Annotated in this window: 16 protein-coding genes and 1 pseudogene; 5 read left to right on the top strand and 12 right to left on the bottom strand. The window is 65.6% G+C overall.

Translation table 11 applies throughout. The features are described 5' to 3' along the window. Positions 1–192: 192 nt before the first annotated feature. Both ABGN05_RS06025 and ABGN05_RS06030 read left to right on the top strand, forming a co-directional pair. Complete coding sequence (locus ABGN05_RS06025; protein WP_367953056.1) at positions 193–1,437, top strand: MFS transporter; 1,245 nt, start codon at positions 193–195, stop codon at positions 1,435–1,437. Next, positions 1,434–2,807, top strand: coding sequence for a glutamate--tRNA ligase (locus ABGN05_RS06030; protein WP_367953057.1), 1,374 nt, complete (start codon positions 1,434–1,436; stop codon positions 2,805–2,807). Before ABGN05_RS06025 ends, ABGN05_RS06030 begins: the two co-directional genes overlap by 4 nt. On the opposite strand, the gene ABGN05_RS06035 is transcribed toward ABGN05_RS06030, so the two are convergent. The 3 genes from ABGN05_RS06035 to ABGN05_RS06045 all read right to left on the bottom strand — a co-directional run bounded on the left by ABGN05_RS06035 (position 2,725) and on the right by ABGN05_RS06045 (position 7,284). Next, entirely contained in the window at positions 2,725–3,954 is a 1,230-nt protein-coding gene (locus ABGN05_RS06035) for a DUF2865 domain-containing protein (protein ID WP_367953058.1), read from the bottom strand. The two genes, ABGN05_RS06030 and ABGN05_RS06035, sit on opposite strands and share 83 nt — an antisense overlap. A gap of 88 nt (positions 3,955–4,042) precedes the next feature. Next, a complete protein-coding gene (locus ABGN05_RS06040; protein WP_367953059.1) occupies positions 4,043–6,367 on the bottom strand; it encodes an NADP-dependent malic enzyme in 2,325 nt (774 codons plus the stop codon). Between the two features lie 110 nt (positions 6,368–6,477). After that, positions 6,478–7,284, bottom strand: a complete 807-nt coding sequence (locus ABGN05_RS06045) for a DUF72 domain-containing protein (protein WP_367953166.1) — start codon at positions 7,282–7,284, stop codon at positions 6,478–6,480. Between the two features lie 196 nt (positions 7,285–7,480). Here ABGN05_RS06045 and ABGN05_RS06050 point away from each other — a divergent pair, with 196 nt between their 5' ends. Then, positions 7,481–7,876, top strand: coding sequence for a BA14K family protein (locus ABGN05_RS06050; RefSeq protein ID WP_367953060.1), 396 nt, complete (start codon positions 7,481–7,483; stop codon positions 7,874–7,876). Positions 7,877–7,958: 82 nt separating this feature from the next. On the opposite strand, the gene ABGN05_RS06055 is transcribed toward ABGN05_RS06050, so the two are convergent. Beyond that, positions 7,959–8,870, bottom strand: coding sequence for a hypothetical protein (locus ABGN05_RS06055; protein WP_367953061.1), 912 nt, complete (start codon positions 8,868–8,870; stop codon positions 7,959–7,961). A gap of 397 nt (positions 8,871–9,267) precedes the next feature. After that, on the bottom strand, positions 9,268–9,726 hold the full coding sequence (locus ABGN05_RS06060; RefSeq protein ID WP_367953062.1) for a cupin domain-containing protein: 459 nt from the start codon (positions 9,724–9,726) through the stop codon (positions 9,268–9,270). Positions 9,727–10,282: 556 nt separating this feature from the next. Here ABGN05_RS06060 and ABGN05_RS06065 point away from each other — a divergent pair. Together ABGN05_RS06065 and ABGN05_RS06070 are read left to right on the top strand one after the other, a co-directional pair. Then, positions 10,283–10,564, top strand: a complete 282-nt coding sequence (locus tag ABGN05_RS06065; protein WP_367953063.1) for a P-loop NTPase fold protein — start codon at positions 10,283–10,285, stop codon at positions 10,562–10,564. A 4-nt stretch (positions 10,565–10,568) separates the two neighbouring features. Further along, positions 10,569–11,648, top strand: a pseudogene (locus ABGN05_RS06070) (KAP family P-loop NTPase fold protein); the annotation flags it as partial. Between the two features lie 144 nt (positions 11,649–11,792). Here the strand turns inward: ABGN05_RS06070 and ABGN05_RS06075 are convergent. The 7 genes from ABGN05_RS06075 to ABGN05_RS06105 form a co-directional block, all read right to left on the bottom strand. Next, complete coding sequence (locus ABGN05_RS06075) at positions 11,793–12,017, bottom strand: hypothetical protein (RefSeq protein ID WP_367953064.1); 225 nt, start codon at positions 12,015–12,017, stop codon at positions 11,793–11,795. A gap of 28 nt (positions 12,018–12,045) precedes the next feature. Then, positions 12,046–12,627, bottom strand: a complete 582-nt coding sequence (locus ABGN05_RS06080) for a hypothetical protein (protein ID WP_367953065.1) — start codon at positions 12,625–12,627, stop codon at positions 12,046–12,048. A 9-nt stretch (positions 12,628–12,636) separates the two neighbouring features. Further along, a complete protein-coding gene (uvrA, locus tag ABGN05_RS06085) occupies positions 12,637–15,564 on the bottom strand; it encodes an excinuclease ABC subunit UvrA (RefSeq protein ID WP_367953066.1) in 2,928 nt (975 codons plus the stop codon). 767 nt (positions 15,565–16,331) lie between these two features. Then, on the bottom strand, positions 16,332–16,736 hold the full coding sequence (locus ABGN05_RS06090) for a RidA family protein (protein ID WP_367953067.1): 405 nt from the start codon (positions 16,734–16,736) through the stop codon (positions 16,332–16,334). Positions 16,737–16,750: 14 nt separating this feature from the next. Then, entirely contained in the window at positions 16,751–17,434 is a 684-nt protein-coding gene (locus tag ABGN05_RS06095) for an ABC transporter ATP-binding protein (RefSeq protein ID WP_367953068.1), read from the bottom strand. Positions 17,435–17,518: 84 nt separating this feature from the next. Next, entirely contained in the window at positions 17,519–18,268 is a 750-nt protein-coding gene (locus ABGN05_RS06100; RefSeq protein WP_367953069.1) for an ABC transporter ATP-binding protein, read from the bottom strand. After that, complete coding sequence (locus tag ABGN05_RS06105; protein ID WP_367953070.1) at positions 18,261–19,232, bottom strand: branched-chain amino acid ABC transporter permease; 972 nt, start codon at positions 19,230–19,232, stop codon at positions 18,261–18,263. Before ABGN05_RS06105 ends, ABGN05_RS06100 begins: the two co-directional genes overlap by 8 nt. Between the last annotated feature and the right edge of the window lie 8 nt (positions 19,233–19,240).

Genomic DNA, 19,240 nt, shown 5'->3' on the forward strand with positions numbered 1-19,240 from the left:
ACTTGTCGCGCCGGCGTCATCTGCCCCGACGAGGCGGATGCACACGACGGTCCGGCACATCATTGCGTTGGTCCAGGAGAGCTTCGCGCCTGTCCTTGCCGTGGGTCAGGCACTAGAAACGGATCGATCCGGTGTAGCGGGTGCGTTCCGCCCACACCGCGCCGGATCGCTTAAGGGTTGTCGATCGGTCGGATGTCCTTCTTCCTCTTTCTTCGCGACAATGCGCGCTGGCTTGCCGGCGGCTTCCTGATGACCTTCTTCTCCTCCTTCGGCCAGACCTTCTTCATCTCTCTGTCGGCTGGCGACATCCGGGCGGAGTACGGCCTGTCGCACGGCGATTTCGGCCTGATCTACATGATCGCCACCTTGGGCAGCGCACTGACTCTGCCGAGGCTCGGGCAGATCGTCGACCGCCATTCGGCCCGGCGGGTGGCTTTCTTCATCATGCCGATGCTGGCGCTTGCGGCGGTGATGATGTCGTTCTCGCAAAACCTCGTCCTGCTCGTCGCCACGATCTACATGCTGCGGCTGTTCGGGCAGGGGATGATGACGCACAACGCCTTCACGGCAATGGCCCGCTGGTTCTCGGGCCAGCGCGGGCGGGCGGTCTCGGTGACGACGCTCGGACACAATGCCGGCGAGGCGGTCTTCCCGCTGCTCTTCGTCTTCGTCGCCGGGCTGGTCGGCTGGCGCAATTCCTGGCTGGTCGCGGCTGCGGTTCTGGTGCTCGTGGCGCTTCCCATGATCACCGGGCTGATCGCCGTCGACCGGGCGCCGCGCTCCACCGATCCCGTTTCGCGCAAGACCGAGGCGCGCGACTGGACGCGCGGCGAGGTTCTGCGCGATCCGCTGTTCTATCTCCTCCTGATGGGCGTCATGGCGCCGGGCTTCATCGGCACGACGATCTTCTTCCACCAGGTCTACCTGGTCGAGCTGCGAGGCTGGTCGCTCGAATTATTCGCCACCTCGTTCACCTTCATGGCGGCGATGACCATCACCTTCGCGCTGGTGGCCGGACAACTGGTCGACCGGTTCTCGTCGGTGGCGCTGCTGCCGAGCTTCCTCCTTCCGCTCGGGCTGTCCTGCCTGACGCTCGGGCTGTTCGACGGCCAGTGGGCGGCCTTCGCGTTCATGGGGCTGCTGGGGATATCCTACGGTTTCTCCTCGACGCTGTTCGGATCGCTTTGGCCGGAGATCTACGGGTTGAGGCATCTGGGTTCCATCCGTGCGATCACCGTGGCGATCCTGGTGTTTGCCACGGCCATCGGTCCCGGCCTCACCGGCTATCTGATAGACCTCGGCATCCCGCTTCCCGGCCAGGTCGTGGTGATGGGGCTCTATTGCCTGGTCATGGTGGCGCTGATGACCTATGTGGCTGCGCGCATCAAGGCGCGCGCCTTGCCAGCGCCGCGGCCTTCGGATACCTCGCGATCATGACCGTCACCGTCCGCTTCGCTCCCTCGCCGACCGGCAACATCCACATCGGCAATGCGCGCACGGCGCTGTTCAACTGGCTGTTCGCCGAAAAGCATCGCGGCCGCTTCGTCCTACGTTTCGACGACACCGACGCGGCCCGCTCCAGGCAGGAATTCGCCGACCAGATCGTCTACGACCTGCACTGGCTCGGTATCTTCCCCGACATGGTGGAGTACCAGTCCAAACGCGTTGCGGCCTACGAGGATGCGGTCGCGAGGCTGAAGCAGGCGGGACTGCTCTACCCCTGCTACGAGACGCCGGAGGAACTGGACCTCAAGCGCAAGATCAGGCTGTCGCGCAAGCTGCCGCCGATCTACGGCCGCGACGGGCTCGCGCACACGGACGAGGAGCGTGCCGCACTCGAGGCAGACGGGCGCAGGGCGCACTGGCGCTTCCTGCTGCCGAACTACAAGCGCGATCCTTTCGAGACGGTGCGTACCGACATCGCCTGGAATGACATTGTGCGCGGCGAGGAGACCGTCGATCTCGGGTCGCTGTCCGATCCCGTTCTGATCCGCGAGGACGGTTCCTATCTCTACACGCTGCCCTCCGTGGTCGACGACATCGATTTCCGCATCAGCCATGTCATCCGGGGCGACGACCACGTGACCAACACGGGGGTGCAGATCGCGCTGTTTCGTGCACTCGGTTCGAACGAGCCGGAGTTCGGCCACCACAACCTCCTGACCACCGCGAGCGGCGAGGCTCTTTCGAAACGCACGGGCGCACTCTCGATCAAGAGCCTGCGCGAGGATGGCATCGAACCCATGGCGATCGCCTCCATGGCGGTGCTGACCGGAACTTCCGAGAACGTGACGCCGGAGAATTCGCTCTCCGCGCTGGCGCAGAAGTTCGATCCCGCCGCGACGTCGCGATCCGCCGCGAAGTTCGAACCGGGCGATCTCGTCAACCTGAACCGGGCTCTGCTGCAGGCGATGCCCTTCGAGGCGGCGCGCGACCGGCTGCTCGCCTACGGCATCTTCGGGGAGAAGGCCGAAACCTTCTGGCTGGCCGTACGGGGCAATCTCGACCGGCTGCCGGAGGCCGAACGCTGGTGGCGCATCATCACGGTCAAACCGGAACCGGGAGCCGGGATCATCGACGAGGACCGCGACTTCCTGAGGACGGCGTTCGACCTGCTTCCGGAGGAACCCTGGGACGCCGGCACGTTCAAGGCGTGGGTCGCAAAGGTCCGCGAGGAGACCGGCCGCAAGGGCAAGGCGCTGTTCATGCCGATCCGGCTGGCACTCACGGGACTGGATTCGGGGCCGGAGCTCGCAGATCTATTGCCGCTTCTGGGTCGGGAAGGAACGATGGCCCGACGACCCTGATCCTGCGTTCCTCCACCGGCGGGAGCGTCGTCGGTTCGCGCACCGAGGCCGTCAGTTCGGGGCCGGACTTCTCCGCGCCCAGGAGCCGGCGGATCGCCGCGGCATCCAGCCCGCCCTGAAGGTTGGCGAGCGTCTCGGGATCGGCGGCCGGATCGGGACGGGCCGCGGGCCTGGGGACGACAGGCTCCTGCACCGCGACGGGTCCGATGCTCATCGGCGGCGCCGTTTCTCCCGCGAGGATCGAGAAGTTGCGCGCCGCCGAGCAGCCGCAGCCCGGCGGGCGCTGGTAGCCGGCTTCCCGGTACCTGAAGGCCGTCGGGAGTTCGGTATAGGGAACGCCGCTCATCGAGACCATCTGGTCGGATTCCTCGTCCGGCGTGCGGTGCATATAGAGCTCGACCTCGGTGCCGGAGCACATCGCCGAACACGCGGCGGCATCCCGGTCGAGATCGTCGGCATGGGACGAATAGGCCACCGGGAAGAAGTAGCCGTCGCAGGTGCGGACGCACAGCGTCCGGAAGGTGCCCGACACGCGCGGCTGAACCTCGATCAGGTTGCCGCGGCGGATGACGATGCGCCGCCGATCGTCGTCGTCCAGCGGAAAGCGTCGTGTCTCCCGCTCGCTCCGATCCTGCCGGGCAGCGCGGTCGAACAGCTGGTTGAAGAGATTTCCGCCACTGTCGCCGGCCGTCTGCCGCTCGCGGGTGCTGGCCTGGCGCTGCCGGCAGCCGTTCTCGTCGATCGCAGCGAGAAGCCGGGACCGTTCCGCCCGCGAGCCGCCACCGCCAAGCTGCCGGTGCTTGCGCTCCAGCGAAGCGAGGTTGGCCTGCATCCGTCCCAGCGTGTTCGCCAGCGAGTGGCAGACCTGCGCCGGATCCCCGCGTGAGAAGAACCCGCCGCCGCAGCCGGCGCGGCGGCGCTGGTCCTCGGCCCTGGCGATCTGGTCGCGCTGCTGCCCGATGGCGCGCTCGTACTGGCGTGCCTGCCGGGGCGAACCGCCGCCGCTGGAGAGGCCTGCGAGGCGGGTTTCGAGATCACGGCAGAGACGCGACTGGGCGGTCGCGGGCGAGGCTGCGGAAAAAACGGCGAGCGCCGCCGCGAACGCCAGCACTGCGGCGCGCAGACGGGTTCTCCACCGCTTTCTCATCGCCATCCCCCTGCCTGACGGGCGGACCTTGGTTTCATGGCGCGTTGCGCGCGACCGGGAGGATAGGCGATCGAAGTTAACCGTCTCTTTAGGATGTCCCCCGCTGCGTCGCGTCCTGCAACGCGGTCTGGGACGCTTCCACCACCGAAAGGGCGGTCATGTTCACGACGCCGCGCGATGTGACCGACGGGGTGAGGATGTGCGCCGGTCGCGCCGTGCCGAGCAGGATCGGCCCGACGTGGAGCGCGTCGGTCATGGCCTTGGCCGTGTTGAGCGCGATGTTGGCCGCGTCGAGGTTCGGGAAGACGAGAAGGTTCGCCTCGCCCTTCAGCTTGGAATGCGGGAAGACGCGGTTGCGCAAGGCTTCCGAAAGCGCCGAGTCGGCATGCATCTCGCCATCCGCCTCGAGATCCGGATCGAGCTCGGCGACCAGGGCGGCGGCCTTGCGCATCTTTAGCGTGCTCACCGTGTCGCGCGAGCCGAAGTTGGAGAACGACAGCAGGGCCGCCTTCGGCTCGATGCCGAAGCGGCGGATCTCGTCGGCCGCCAGGATGGTCATCTCGGCGATCTCCTCCGCCGTCGGATCGACGGTGACATAGGTGTCGGTGAAGAAGGTGACGCCGCGCTGCATGATCAGCATCGACAGAGCCGAGAGATCGTGCACCCCGGGCTTGCGGCCGATGATCAGGTCGACGTTGCGCAGATGCCGCTCGAAGCGGCCTTCCAGACCGCAGATCATGGCGTCGGCCTCGCCGCGCACGAGGGCCAGCGCCGCGATCACGGTCGTGTTCGTGCGCACCAGCGTGCGCGCGGCTTCCTGTGTGACGCCGCGGCGGCCGCCGAGCCGGATCAAAAGGTCGACATAGTCGCGATAGCGCGGATCGTCCTCGGGATCGACCAGGTCGAAATCGACGCCCGGCCGGATCCTGAGGGCATAGCGTCTCAGCCGCGTGTCGATGACGTTGGGGCGTCCGATCAAGATCGGCCGTGCGATGCCTTCTTCGAGCACCACCTGGGCGGCGCGCAGCACGCGCTCGTCTTCGCCGTCGGCATAGATCACCCGGTTGGCCGCGGCCGTCCTGGCAGCCGAGAAGACCGGCTTCATGACCAGGCCGGACCGGAAGACGAAGCGGTTCAGCCGGTCGAGATAGGCGTCCATATCGGTGATCGGCCGCGCCGCGACGCCGGTGTCGCAGGCGGCCTTGGCGACCGCCGGGGCGATGCGCAGGATGAGGCGCGGGTCGAAGGGCGAGGGGATGAGGAAGTCCGGCCCGAACACCGGCGTTTCGGCCGCATAGGCGCGCGCGGCGACGTCGGAAGGCTCCTCGCGGGCGAGTGCCGCGATGGCCCGCACCGCAGCCATCTTCATCTCCTCGTTGATGGCGGTCGCGCCGACGTCGAGCGCACCGCGAAAGATGTAGGGGAAGCAGAGAACGTTGTTGACCTGGTTGGGGAAATCCGAACGGCCGGTACAGATCATCGCGTCGGGCCGCGCCGCGCGCGCCACTTCCGGCATGATCTCCGGCACCGGGTTGGCGAGGGCCAGGATCAGCGGGCTTTCCGCCATGTCCGCGAGCAGTTCCGGCTTGAGCACGCCGGCCGCCGAAAGCCCCAGGAAGATGTCGGCGCCGCCGATGACGTCGGAGAGCTCGCGTGCGTCAGTCTCCTTGACGTAGGCGTCCTTCCAGCGGTCCATCTCCTCCGCGCGGCCGCGCCAGGCGACACCGTAGCGGTCGGTGATCCAGATGTTCTCGCGCTTCGCACCGAGAGAGACCAGGAGGTTGAGGCAGGCGAGTGCCGCCGCGCCCGCGCCCGACGTGACGATCTTCACGTCCTCGATCTTCTTTCCGGCGAGTTCCAGCCCGTTGAGGACGGCGGCCGCCACGATGATCGCGGTCCCGTGCTGGTCGTCGTGGAAGACGGGAATGTTCATCCGCGCCTTCAGCTGTTCCTCGACCTCGAAGCATTCCGGCGCCTTGATGTCCTCGAGGTTAATTCCGCCGAAGGTCGGCTCGAGCGCGGCGATGGTGGAGACCATGCGGTCGATCTCCGGCGCGTCAATCTCGATGTCGAAGACGTCGATGCCGGCGAACTTCTTGAACAGCACCGCCTTGCCTTCCATGACGGGCTTGGAAGCGAGCGGCCCGATATTGCCGAGGCCGAGCACGGCCGAGCCGTTGGACACTACGCCGACGAGATTGGCGCGCGCGGTATAGTCGGCGGCCTTGGCCGGATCGTCCCGGATGGCGAGGCAGGGGGCGGCCACGCCGGGCGAATAGGCGAGCGCAAGGTCGCGCTGGTTGCCGAGTGGCTTGGTCGCCTGGATCTCCAGCTTGCCCGGCGAGGGGTAGCGGTGGAAGAACAGCGCCGCCTCGTCGAAGTCGGAAGGGGCGGGCGTTTTCTGCTGGGTCATGATGGACGAATCCGCGTTCCTGGCTCGATACCGGACCGGTCTAGCATGACCGGAAGCGGTTTCGACATCGTCACGGCCAAAACTGCTTCGTCGGGGTGGAATGCGCTTCGTCAGCCTCCGACACGTTCCTGCAGCGCCATGGCGCCCTGCGGCGCGCGGATCTTGCCCTCGTGGATGATGTAAACGAAGACGTCGCGCGGCTTCTTCGCGATCATCGCGTCCGGGTCGGCGAGCGGCAGATCGTCTGGGACGCCGCCTTCCGCCCATGTCTTCGCGCGCGCCGCCCAGGTGTCGAGCTTGGCCGGGGCGTATGCGGTGGGGACGTCGTCGTCGCCCTTCTGGAGCCGCGCATAGACGAAGTCCGCCGTCACGTCGGCGATCTCGGGATAGTCGTGGTGGTGGGCATAGCAGATCGCGGCACCATACTTGCGCGCAAGCGGCGGGAAGGCGGGGTCAATGAAGGTCGGGTGGCGCACCTCGAGCACGTGGCGCAGCTTCAGGCTGTCGTGCTTGTCCGGCAGCAGCTTCAAGAAGCCCTCGAAATCTTCGGGCTCGAATTTTTTCGTGTTGGCGAACTGCCAGACGATCGGGCCGAGCTTGTCGCCCAGCTCTTCGATGCCCTGCGCGAAGAATTTCTCCATCGAGGGGCCGGCGTCGGCCAAGACCTTCTTGTTGGTGACGAAGCGGTTGCCCTTGAGCGAGAAGACGAAGCCGTCCGGGCTCTCGGCGGCCCATTTGGCGAAGGTCTCCGGCGTCTGGCCGCGATAGTAGGTGCCGTTGACCTCTATCGTCCTCAGCCGCTGCGAGGCGTATTCGAGCTGGCGCTTCTTCGGCAGGTCGTCGGGATAGAAGGTGCCTTCCCACGGCTCGAAGGTCCAGCCGCCGATGCCACAGCGGATCGTGCCTGACTTCTCCATCATCGCTCTCCCGGTTCGGCGGAGCTCGTTTCTGGCGCACTGCGGGGCGGATGTCCATTCGGCGATGACGCGCGGCGGCGAGCCTCCTGACAGCCGCCCGGGCGTTTGCGAAGCGTTAAGCCTGTCCCGACGAGGCGCGGAACCGCCGGGCCGGGCGCATGTTCACCGCAGGACCGAACAATCCCAGGAGGACGCCATGTGGAAAGGCGCATTTGCCGCGGCAATGCTCGCCGCAACAGTCACGGCCGCACCGCCGGCGAAGGCCGGAGAGCGCCATCGCGTCGACGTGGTACATCACCACCACGTGCACGCCGCGCCCTGGTACCGCCAGCCGCCATGGATCGGGACCGGCGTCGGACACTACTACAGCTACCACCCCCGGCATGTGCCGGGCTATCCGCATCGCCTGACCGGCTATCCGGTACCGATCCACAAGCTGGCCGATTCCGACCCTATCGTCCGAACCTTCCGCGGCGCGCCCTCCGCGCATGTGGAGTGGTGCCTTGTGCGCTACCGCTCCTACGATGCGCACAGCGACACCTGGCAGCCCTACCACGGACCGCGCCGGTTCTGCCTGTCGCCCTATCGGTGAGACCAGGACGAGCGGGATCGGCGGCGGGCGCCGAACCGCTCCCGCTCAAGGTCGTGTTTCCGATGCGGAGCCGCCGCGACATTCATGACGTGTCGGGGCTCTCCAGCGCATCGAAGGCAAGGCCGTGTACGTCATTGAGGAGGAAATGGACCTCGTGCGGCGGACGCCGGTGGTTGCGAAGACTCTGGCCGGGCGGCCGGCCGAGCCGCATGGGCCACGCGCGGCGCAGGCGCGCCGCCTGCGGATCACCATGGGGCCGTGTGCCCGATGCGGCGCGGACTCTCCAGCGGCGGAAGCGGCGCGCCTGGGCCGGCAGGTCGTCCAGCGCGGCGGCAAGGGCGGCCAGCCGCAGCGCCAGCCGGGTCGCGTCGATGCGGTCGAAGGGCGAGGGCGCACGGCGCACGGGGACGGGGAACAGGCCCGTCGCGCCGGGTACCGAGATGCGCGGCGCGATCGACGGGACGATGCTGCGTCGGCGCACGCGGCGCGGCGGGTCGAGGAGTTGGAACGGCAGGCTGCGTGGGGCCGGCCGCGCGACGTCTCCGTCGCTGCCCGCCTCGGCAAAGCCTCTGGGTAACAGGATGCCGGTGCCGCCGGGCCGTTTCAAGAAGACGGGCGTGGGGATGCGACGCTCCGGCCGGCAAGACGTAGGCTCCCCGGGCGTCGGATGCGGCTCGGGCGGAAGGGCGCGCGCGGCGACGATGACCAGCCGCCGCGCGGCGGACTCGGCCGGCCGCAGCAGCCGCAGCACGGCGCGGTGGAGGTTGCGGGGGAGGGTCCTTCGAGGCTCGCCTTCGGGTCGCGCCTCAGGACGGCAGTCGGCAGTCGGCAATAGGCAGTCGGGTTTATGATCGCGATCCGTAGCCGCTGCCTCGACCGGCCCCGACTGCCTATTGCCGACTGCCCACTGCCGCAATCCGGCCATGGCGACGAGCGCGGCCAGCACGGCTTTCAGCGCCTCGCGGTGTCGCTCGATCGCTGCATTCCAGTCCATCGCCGCCTCCCTTCAAGGCCGAAGGGAGTATAGGGCGGACGGGGAGGGGCGTGGACAGAAGTGCCTCTTCGTTTCTGCCTCGAGGCGGCGGGCGAGGGGGAGTGGAAGTCCCGAGGTGCAGGAGGATCGTGCGGGACCAAGCATCCGGCCTGACCGTCATCGCTCCGCCTGGCCACCTCCGCCACGCGGCCGGAGCAAATGTCCCTGGCGTCGAATTGCAGGGGATGGAGGCGCCGCGGCGATGTGCTCGGGACAGGCTGGCGGTAAGTGCGGGGGGCAGTTGGCCTTTTTTCGCCCCTGCCAGATCGCGAGGCAGCGCGCCATTCGGTAGCGTTCGTAGACTTCAGCGTCTGTTACGCGGCGGGGTACTCACGCACTGGCAATCCGCCCATCCGCGTCACGGCGTCGTTTTTGACCGCAGCAGCGTGTTCTGCACATCGCCCTCGACCTGGTCGATCACCACCAGCCGGACCGCGCCGGGACCGACCGCCACGCCCTGGTGCCAGATGTCGAGCATCTCGACGATGAAGTCGCCGGCGCGGTAGGTGGTCTTCGCGCCGGTCTCGACATTGGTGACGAGCAACTCGCCCTCCAGCATATAGCCATAGCGCTGGTAGGGGTGCTTGTGCACCGGCAGCGTCGCGCCGGGCGCGATCTCGAACAGCGAGGCGATGACGCGCGCATCCTTTTGCGGCAGCATGATCGGCTGGCCCGCCGCCGTCAAATTGGTGCTGGCGATCGGCGTAACGACCACAGGCTGGCGCGCCGTGTCGTCGAGCGCGAAGGCCGCATGGCCGGCGGCCAGCGCCGCGCCTGCGAGCACGATCGCGCCGACGGTCTTCAGGATGGTCCGCATGTGGTTCTCCGCGCGCCCCGAATCGGGCCCCGCGCCGGGAGAGCCCGGCCGCGCCGCACCCTGCGCGCCGGGGCGCGGGGTTGCAACGACGAGACGCGCGGCATGGTTGAGAAAGGGTGCAGGCGGGGGGCAGGGACAGTTTAGAACTGTCCCCGGCGCCCGGGATCTCCCGTGCCCTCGCAGGTCGACGGCGCGGGTCGGGTGTCCGCGTTCGGTGAAAGAGGGCAGCAAATTGTCTTCCCAGAACCAGGCGCCATGGACCAGCAGCATGGGCAGCCGGTCGCCGCGTGGCGTTTGCGGATCGCGATGCAGGACGTGCAGAGCCACAATATCCCCGCCAGGCGGCGACCGCTTAGCCGCTGGCGAGCGCGCAACATTTCCGTGCGTCGTGCAACAGGGGTAAGCGAGGATTGCTCAATAGTCGACTTCTCGCCAGTTCTAGATCCGTTCCTTAAATGTTCCAATCGCCGATCGCTTACGTACTATCTTGTTCCCAACGACGGTAATTCGTGAATTGGGCATCGGGTTGTGGTACGCAAGATCAATGAGATAGCACATGAAGATTTATCTGCCATCGGTGGTCGTTGAGGACGATGAAGGCTTCTCATCAGACAAAGATATTTTTGAGAGAGCAGGTCTTGCACAAGGTATGAAAAACCTTGTGGCGTCCGTTGATGACCCGCTCGTGATAGCTTTCGATGGCGTCTGGGGATCTGGGAAAACTACATTTTTAAGAATGTGGGCGGGGGAACTCAGAAAAGCAGGCCACCCAGTCATTTTTTTTCGATGCATTCGAGAACGATTATGTCGAGGACGCCTTCGCAGCACTAGCGCGTGAACTTGTCGAGCTTGCCGAAAAGAGTTCGCCGCGCACTGATCGCGCCGTACGCGATATCAAAGAGAAAGCAGTAGACCTTGGCGCGCTTCTCGTCCGAGGAGCCGTGAAAGTTGGCGTAAAGGCTGCGGTTCGGGCAGCCACTGTTGGGATGGTAAGTGCTGCCGAAGTGAAGGAGGCCTTCGACGACGCGACTGCCGAAGCCGGTGAAGCAGCTGAGGCCTACATGGAAAAGATGCTTGAGCGCCCGCGTCAGCAGAAGGAGACTGTCTCACGCTTTAGGACGGCATTGGAAAAGTTGCCCACTCTTCTCGCGCGACCAGCCGAGGGTGAGAAGCAGAAAGCGCTGATCTTCATTATCGATGAATTGGATCGTTGCAAGCCGTTGTTCGCGCTGGCGCTCTTGGAGCGGATCAAGCATTTCATGTCGGTGCCGAACGTACATTTCGTTCTGGGTATTCATCTTCGCCAGCTCGAAGCTTCAGTGCGTTATGCTTACGGCAGTGAGATTGACGCTGGTGCCTATCTCCAAAAGTTCATTAATCTCACGATTCTTAATACCGAGGCTGTCGATGAGCGGCGCTCGCGCGACCTAGAAAGGTATGCCTCTTATGTGAAGAGGCAACTATTGTTGTCCGAGGACAGGAGTAACTCACTCGAAACGACGATCGATACGGTCATTCGTCTCGCGAGAGTTTACAACATGAGCTTCCGGACCCTAGACCGAGCATTTACAACAATCGCGCTATCAAGGGCCTTTACGCCGAGCAACTATCTCCAAGTAGGTCCGATTATTGGTGGTTTAATCATGATGAAGTTGATCAATCCCGAGCTTTTCTTGAAGGAAAAGAATAATACACTTACGTTAATTGAAGCAAAAGATTTCATGAAATTCACGCCTGACCACGATAGAGAAGCCAACATGGGTTGGGAAGAAAGTTGGTGGACGTATGTCTTGGCGGATCAGTTGCCCGAACACTTGAAGGATTTTGGTCGCTCCCTGCGGTTTGAATACAGCTTCAGAGATGGAAAGGATGTCCTACGTTACATGGCCAATGACGTGGTTGATCGTCTGTCACCACCGTAATGGAAGGCCCGACGTTACGCCGCCGCCCCCTACTGCGCCACCTGCCTATTGCCACCGGCCTTTGCACTAGGAGCACCTTGGGAAAGACGCTGCGAAGACCACGGCTGCGCGACCACGTCTTCCGGCCTCGCGAGTTCGCCCCGGTCACGCCGAAATCGGCCGCAGCTCGTAGATCTTCGCCTCTTTCGCCGCGGCGGCGAGGTCTCCGCGTCGAAGCGCGAGCCGGACGCGCTCCAGCTTTTCAATATCCTCAGGATCGATCGTCGGATCCCATCCGGACCCCTCGTAGTGAAGGGTAATCTGCACTTCGGCCGCATACTTGCCTTCGTGGACGTGCTTGACCGTCTTCTCAGCTCGTGTCTCGGCCATGGTCGACATCATTTGTGTGTTAGCGCTGCTAGGAAAAACTATCTAGGTGCGCGCGCATCTTCACTCCCAGCTGGTAGGCAGCATTGTCCGACCATCCCGGCTTCCGGTTTGCAAAATGGTCCACCTTTTCAACGCGCGCCAGTAGTTTTGCGGCACTCAGAAGGTAGAAAGCTTGATCGTCGTGACATACGATCAGCCGTATTCTTGTCAGCATTCTAAGCATCTCCTCGATACGAGAGAGCACGGAAACCGTGTGCGATGCTCTGTCTTCACTAGCGTCCCAATAGAGATTAGTCTCTAGGGGTTTGTATGGAGCTACCCCAGCTGCAAAAAAGTCGATGCGCTTTCTGGTCGGGCTGATTTCATTTCGACGAGTTCTTCCTGGCTTCAGCGGCTTGGTCCGACGTTCTTCCTTGTAAGATTCAAACCAACGCTGCTTGTCAAAAACATGACCATCCCAGAACCCATGAAAGTCTGCATCTAAACACGTCGCTGGGTTGTAGCCAACTAGAGCGACCTCGCATTCCAATGGAGAGCCTTCACAAACGAATGGACGCAATCCACTGCCCGGCGGAGCAGTTTCCAATATGAACGGTGCAAAGTCTGACATTGTCAGTTCCTACTCCGCCGCCTGCCTCTTCCCCCCCACCGGCCGCCGCTCCAGGAGTTCCTTCAGGAACTGCCCCGTGTAGCTCCGCTCCTCCGCCACCACGTCCTCCGGCCGTCCCGCCGCCACCAGCTCCCCGCCGCCGTCGCCGCCTTCGGGGCCGAGGTCGAGGACCCAGTCGGCCGTCTTGATGACTTCCAGGTTGTGCTCGATCACGACGACAGTGTTGCCCTGGTCGACGAGCTCGTGCAGCACTTCGAGCAGTTTCGCCACGTCGTGGAAGTGCAGGCCGGTGGTGGGTTCGTCGAGGATGTAGAGGGTCTTGCCGGTCGCCTTGCGCGAAAGTTCCTTGGCGAGTTTTATCCGCTGCGCCTCGCCGCCCGAAAGCGTCGTGGCCTGCTGGCCGATGTGGATGTAGCCGAGGCCGACCTTCTTCAGCGTCTCCATCTTGTCGCGCACGGACGGCACGGCGGCGAAGAAGTCGGCGCCTTCCTCCACCGTCATGTCGAGCACGTCGGCGATCGACTTGCCCTTGAAGGTGACGTCCAGCGTCTCGCGGTTGTAGCGCTTGCCGTGGCAGACGTCGCAGGTGACGTAGACGTCGGGCAAAAAGTGCATCTCGATCTTGATCACGCCGTCGCCCTGGCAGGCCTCGCAGCGGCCACCCTTGACGTTGAAGGAGAAGCGGCCGGGTTGGTAGCCGCGCGCCTTGGCTTCGGGCAGGCCGGCGAACCAGTCGCGGATCGGCGTGAAGGCGCCGGTGTAGGTGGCGGGGTTGGAGCGCGGGGTGCGGCCGATGGGCGACTGGTCGATGTCGATGACCTTGTCGAGGAATTCCAGGCCCTCGATGCGCTCGTGCTCGGCCGGGTGCTCGCGCGAGCCCATGATGCGGCGGGAGGCGGCCTTGAACAGCGTCTCGATCAGGAATGTGGACTTGCCGCCGCCCGACACGCCGGTGACGCAGGTGAAGGTGCCGAGCGGGATCTCCGCCGTGACGTCCTTCAGATTGTTGCCGCGCGCGTTGACCACCTTGAGACGGCGGCCCTTCTTCAGCGGCCGGCGCTGCTCGGGCAGCGGGATGGCGAGGTCGCCGGAGAGATACTGCCCGGTGAGCGACTTCGGGTTGGCCATGATCTCGGCCGGCGTGCCCTCGGCCACGATGCGGCCGCCATGGATGCCGGCGGCCGGCCCCATGTCGACGACGTAGTCGGCGGTGCGGATGGCGTCCTCGTCGTGCTCGACCACGACGACGGTGTTGCCGATGTCGCGCAGGTGCTTCAGCGTGTCGAGCAGGCGCGCATTGTCGCGCTGGTGCAGGCCGATGGAGGGCTCGTCGAGCACGTATAGCACACCGGTGAGCCCCGAGCCGATCTGGGAGGCCAGCCGGATGCGCTGGCTCTCGCCGCCCGACAGCGTGCCGGAATTGCGCGAGAGAGCGAGATAGTCGAGGCCGACGTCGTTCAGGAAGCGCAGACGCTCGCGGATCTCCTTGAGGATGCGCGCGGCGATCTCGTTCTGCTTGGCGTTCATCGCCTGCGGCAGGGTCTCGAACCAGTCGCCCGCCTTGCGGATCGACAGCGCGGTGACCTCGCCGATGTGGCGGCCGTCGATCTTGACCGCCAGCGCCTCGGGCTTGAGCCGGTAGCCGGCGCAGGCCGGGCAGGGGGTCTCCGACATGTAGCGCTCGATCTCCTCACGGCTCCAGGCCGACTCGGTCTCCTTCCAGCGCCGCTGCAGATTGGGGATCACGCCCTCGAAGGTCTTGGTCGTCTTGTAGGAGCGCAGGCCGTCGTCATAGGCGAAGGTGACCTGGCGCGAGCCGGTACCGTGCAGGATGGCGTTGCGGGCCTCGTCCGACAGGTCGGACCAGCGGTCGCCGACCTTGAAGCCGAAGACCTTGCCGAGCGCGTCGAGCGTCTGGCCGTAATAGGGTGAGGTGGAGCGCGCCCAGGGGGCCACCGCACCGGCGCGCAGCGTGAGGTTCTCGTCGGGGACGACGAGGTCGGGATCGATGGCGCGCTGGCTGCCGAGCCCGTCGCAGGTCGGGCAGGCGCCGAAGGGATTGTTGAAGGAGAACAGGCGCGGTTCGATCTCCGAAATGGTGAAGCCGGAGACGGGGCAGGCGAATTTCTCCGAAAACAGCAGGCGCTCGTGGGTATCGTTGAGCGACTTGTTGGCGCTGCCGCCCTCCGACGTCTCCTCGGCCGGCAGGGGCCGGTCGGCGAATTCTGCGATCGCCAGGCCGTCGGCCAGCCTGAGCGCGGTCTCGATGGAATCCGCCAGCCGTGCCGAAAGGTCGCTGCGCACGACAACGCGGTCGACCACCACGTCGATGTCGTGCTTGTATTTCTTGTCGAGCGCCGGCGCGTCGGCGATCTCGTAGAAGGCGCCGTCGACCTTGACGCGCTGGAAACCCTTCTTCTGCAGCTCGGCCAGCTCCTTGCGGTACTCGCCCTTGCGGCCGCGCACGATGGGCGCCATGACGAAGAGCCGGGTCCCTTCCTCCAGCGCCAGAACGCGGTCGACCATCTGCGACACCGTCTGGCTCTCGATCGGCAGGCCGGTGGCCGGCGAATAGGGCACGCCGACGCGCGCGTAGAGCAGGCGCATGTAGTCATAGATCTCGGTGACCGTGCCGACGGTCGAGCGTGGGTTGCGCGAGGTGGTCTTCTGCTCGATGGAGATGGCCGGCGACAGGCCGTCGATCTGGTCGACGTCGGGCTTCTGCATCATCTCCAGGAACTGGCGCGCATAGGCCGACAGGCTCTCGACGTAACGCCGCTGGCCCTCGGCATAGATGGTGTCGAAGGCGAGCGAGGATTTTCCGCTGCCCGACAGGCCGGTCATCACGGTGAGACTGTCGCGCGGGATGTCGAGGTCGACGTTCTTGAGATTGTGCTCGCGCGCGCCGCGGATGGAAATGTACTTCTGGTCGGCCATGGCCGGGTCGCCGCCTCGTGCTTGGTCTCGGGGGAAGTGCGGGCAACGATCCCGCAGTCCCCTCATGTAGGAAATTTCGCCGCTCCGTCGAGGGACGCGCGCGCACGCCAGGACGAGTTAGCCGCGATTGCCGGGCGAGGGCAAGCGCAAAGAACAAAAAGGCAACAGGCTCCTGACAGGCGCCTGTGCACAACCAGGCACCCCCTGAAACAGACGATCACGTTTTGCCGGTTGGGTCCGGAAATCGTTGACAGGTGGGTTCGCCGGAGTCAGTCTGCAGGTGTCCTTCGCGAACGCCTCCATCGGGGCCGATCGCTCGAAGCGGGGCCCCAGCGAGACGACGCATGAGGCTTGAGCGCGAAGCGGCGCAGATGCAACAGGCAGAGGAGAGAGGCATGAGTCCACCGGACAGTCCCATCTGGCTCCGCATGGATGCCGCGGAGCCGCGGCTGGCATAGGCGCGAGGGCGCCGGGGAAACGGCCGTTCCCCCGACCAGCCGTTCACACCACAATCAGAGACTGTAGTCGGGCCGTCGATTCATATCGCGCAGCGCCCGAATGATCACCGGATTTTTCGATCCGGTAGTTCAGGAAAGATCCTGACACAGAACAAGCCCTGACCGCGTGATCGCGGCAGGGCTTTTTTTGTGGGGCGGTCAACGCTCTCGCTCTATCGGCCGCATGCGGTGAGGGCTTAGCGATCTCTCAGAGCCGCGTCTCCTGTCTGAAGGCATGGCTTCCCCCCGGAAATCTGTCCTACTCCACCCCTACACCACCGCCGTCGCCTCGATCTCCACCTTGGCCCGGTCCTCGATGAGCGCTGCGACCTGGACCATGGTCATGGCGGGGAAGTGCTTGCCCATCACGGCGCGGTAGGCGTCGCCGAGTTCGGGGAGGCGGGCGAGGTATTCGCGCTTGTCGGTGATGTACCAGGTCATGCGCACGACGTGGCGGGGTTCGGCGCCTGCTTCGGCAAGCACCGCGGCGATGTTTTCCAGCGCCTGACGAACCTGGCCGACGAAATCGTCGGTCTCGAACACCTGGTCGCCGTTCCAGCCGATCTGGCCGCCGATCCAGACGGTGCGGCCCTCGGCGGCGATGCCGTTGGCGTAACCCTTGGCGGGCTTCCAGTTGGCCGGGTGCAATTCCCGGTGAGGGGACGGGTTCGCCATTGGGTTTCCTCCTGTCACACGCCGAGATATCGGTCGCGAATGTCTGCCGTGAGTTGTTGCGGAAGGCCGTCCCAGACCGTGCGGCCCTTCTCGATGATGGTGCAGCGGTCGGCCACCGGCAGCAGTTCGGCCATGGTCTTGTCGACGACCAGGATCGACTGGCCCTCCTGCTTCAGCGCGCGGATCGAGGCCCAGATGTCGCGGCGGATGACGGGCGCCAGGCCTTCCGTCGCCTCGTCGAGGATCAAGAGGCGCGGATTGGTCATCAGCGCGCGACCGATCGCCAGCATCTGCTGCTCGCCGCCCGACAGCGTGCTGGCGAACTGGCCGCGGCGCTCGGCAAGGCGCGGAAAGAGGTTCTCGACGCGCGCGAGCGTCCACTTGCCGGGACGGGCGGCGGCGACGAGGTTCTCCTCCACTGTCAGGTTCGGGAAGCAGCGGCGGCCTTCCGGCACCAGCCCGATGCCGAGCCGCGCGACGCGGAAGGCGCGCATGCCGGCGAGGTCGCGGCCGCCGAATTGCACCGCGCCGGCGCGCGGCGGATTGAGCCGGCAGATCGAGCGGATGGTCGTGGTCTTGCCCATGCCGTTGCGCCCCATCAGCGCCACGACCTGGCCGTCGTCGACGCGAAGGTCGACGCCGAACAGCGCCTGGCTGGCGCCGTAGAAGGTTTCGATGGCGGAGACCTCAAGGAGCATTGGGGGCTCCGGGGGTTTTTCGAGAGCGGATCGGGATATAGGCCTTACGATACCCGGCTCGCGGAGAGCGCGTATTGAGTTCCATCACGCCTCCTCCCCCAGATAGGCGCGGCGGACTTCCGGGTCGACGCGGACCTCGTCGACGGTGCCGGTGGCGATGATGCGGCCGTAGACCAGCACCGAGATGCGGTCGGCGAGTGCGAAGACGGCGTCCATATCGTGCTCGACGAGGAGGATCGGCGCTTCGTGGCGCAGCGCGTCGAGGAAGCCGGTGAGGGTCTTCGAGCCTTCCGAATCCATGCCGGCCATGGGTTCGTCGAGCAGGAAAGTCTTCGATCCGAGCGCCAGCGCGATGGCGATCTCGAGCTGGCGGCGCTCGCCGTGGGAAAGTTCGCCGGCCGGGATTTCGGCACGATCGGCGAGGCCGACGCGTTCCAGCATCGCTAGCGCCGGTTCCATGAGCGACCGGTCGCGCATGACCGGGCGGAAGAAGCGGAAGCTGGTGCCCTGCCGCGCCTGGACGGCCAGCATGACGTTGCGCAGCGCGGAGAATTCTGGCGTCAGCGAGGAGATCTGGAAGGTGCGGCCGAGCCCGAGCCGCGTGCGCTCCGGTACACCGAGGCCGCCGATGTCGCGGCCAAGGAAGCGGATCGTGCCGGCGCTCGGCCTCAGCGTCCCCGCGATCTGGTGGATCAGCGTCGACTTGCCGGCCCCGTTCGGCCCGATGAGCGCGTGGATCTCGCCGGGCCGCAGGTCAAGGCTGACGTCGTCAGTGGCGCGCAGCGCGCCGAAATGCTTGGAGAGGTTGCGGATTTCCAGGATCGGCTCAGCCATGGCGGACCTTCCCGGCAGCAAGGCCGACGATGCCGCCGCGCGCGAAGAGCACGACCCCGAGCAGGATCAGGCCGAGGAAGAACTGCCAGCGCTCGGTCACTCCGCCGAGGAAGAATTCCAGCACGACGTAGAGCATGGCGCCGGCGATGGGGCCGCAGAGACGGCCGACGCCGCCCAGGATGATGAGCACGATCAGTTCGCCCGACATGTGCCAGGACAGCATGGAAGGGCTGACGAAGCGGTTGAGATCCGCAAACAGCGCGCCGGCCACGCCGGTGATCATGCCCGATATGACGAAGGCGGCGAGGCGGATGCGGTAGGGCGCGATGCCGACGGTTGCCAGCCGCGCCTCGTTCTGCCGCGCCGCCTGGAGGGCCGCGCCGAAGCGGGCGTCCCGGAAGACGGCGAACAGCACGAGCGCCACGAGGAGCAGGGCGTAGCAGACGAAGAAGAAGTGCAGCCCGTTCAGCGTGTTCAGGCCCGGGAAGGCGTTGCGCACGTAGATCGACAACCCGTCCTCGCCGCCATAGGCCGGCCAGGAGATGGCGAAATAGTAGATCATCTGCGCGAAGGCGAGCGTGATCATGATGAAGTAGACGCCCGACGTTCTGAGGCTGATCGCGCCGATGGCGAAGGCGGCGAGCCCGGAGGCCAGAAGCGCCACCAGCCAGATCACCGGCATGGCGTTTGTGCCGGTCCAGCCGAAGGCCAGCGGCTCCATGTTGAAGGCGTGGGTGGCCAGGATGCCGGCGGCGTATCCGCCGATGCCGAAGAAGGCGGCGTGGCCGAAGGAGACGAGGCCGCCGAGGCCGAGCGCGAAATTCAGGCCCACCGCGCCCAGGGCCAGGATCGCCATGCGGGTGGCGAGCGTGACGTAAAAGGGCTCGTCGCCGGCGGTGGCGGCGAGCGGGATCGCGAACAGCAGGATCAGGAGCAGGGTGTTGACGATGCTCTCGCGGCTCATGGCGGGCA

This window comes from Aquibium pacificum (assembly GCF_040839445.1).
Lineage (GTDB): Bacteria > Pseudomonadota > Alphaproteobacteria > Rhizobiales > Rhizobiaceae > Aquibium > Aquibium pacificus.

Coding starts and splice junctions, on each gene's coding strand:
- ABGN05_RS06025 (WP_367953056.1), top strand. CDS start 193: ATGTCCTTCTTCCTCTTTCTTCGCGACAATGCGCGCTGGCTTGCCGGC.
- ABGN05_RS06030 (WP_367953057.1), top strand. CDS start 1,434: ATGACCGTCACCGTCCGCTTCGCTCCCTCGCCGACCGGCAACATCCAC.
- ABGN05_RS06035 (WP_367953058.1), bottom strand. CDS start 3,954: ATGAGAAAGCGGTGGAGAACCCGTCTGCGCGCCGCAGTGCTGGCGTTC.
- ABGN05_RS06040 (WP_367953059.1), bottom strand. CDS start 6,367: ATGACCCAGCAGAAAACGCCCGCCCCTTCCGACTTCGACGAGGCGGCG.
- ABGN05_RS06045 (WP_367953166.1), bottom strand. CDS start 7,284: ATGGAGAAGTCAGGCACGATCCGCTGTGGCATCGGCGGCTGGACCTTC.
- ABGN05_RS06050 (WP_367953060.1), top strand. CDS start 7,481: ATGTGGAAAGGCGCATTTGCCGCGGCAATGCTCGCCGCAACAGTCACG.
- ABGN05_RS06055 (WP_367953061.1), bottom strand. CDS start 8,870: ATGGACTGGAATGCAGCGATCGAGCGACACCGCGAGGCGCTGAAAGCC.
- ABGN05_RS06060 (WP_367953062.1), bottom strand. CDS start 9,726: ATGCGGACCATCCTGAAGACCGTCGGCGCGATCGTGCTCGCAGGCGCG.
- ABGN05_RS06065 (WP_367953063.1), top strand. CDS start 10,283: ATGAAGATTTATCTGCCATCGGTGGTCGTTGAGGACGATGAAGGCTTC.
- ABGN05_RS06075 (WP_367953064.1), bottom strand. CDS start 12,017: ATGGCCGAGACACGAGCTGAGAAGACGGTCAAGCACGTCCACGAAGGC.
- ABGN05_RS06080 (WP_367953065.1), bottom strand. CDS start 12,627: ATGTCAGACTTTGCACCGTTCATATTGGAAACTGCTCCGCCGGGCAGT.
- uvrA (WP_367953066.1), bottom strand. CDS start 15,564: ATGGCCGACCAGAAGTACATTTCCATCCGCGGCGCGCGCGAGCACAAT.
- ABGN05_RS06090 (WP_367953067.1), bottom strand. CDS start 16,736: ATGGCGAACCCGTCCCCTCACCGGGAATTGCACCCGGCCAACTGGAAG.
- ABGN05_RS06095 (WP_367953068.1), bottom strand. CDS start 17,434: ATGCTCCTTGAGGTCTCCGCCATCGAAACCTTCTACGGCGCCAGCCAG.
- ABGN05_RS06100 (WP_367953069.1), bottom strand. CDS start 18,268: ATGGCTGAGCCGATCCTGGAAATCCGCAACCTCTCCAAGCATTTCGGC.
- ABGN05_RS06105 (WP_367953070.1), bottom strand. CDS start 19,232: ATGAGCCGCGAGAGCATCGTCAACACCCTGCTCCTGATCCTGCTGTTC.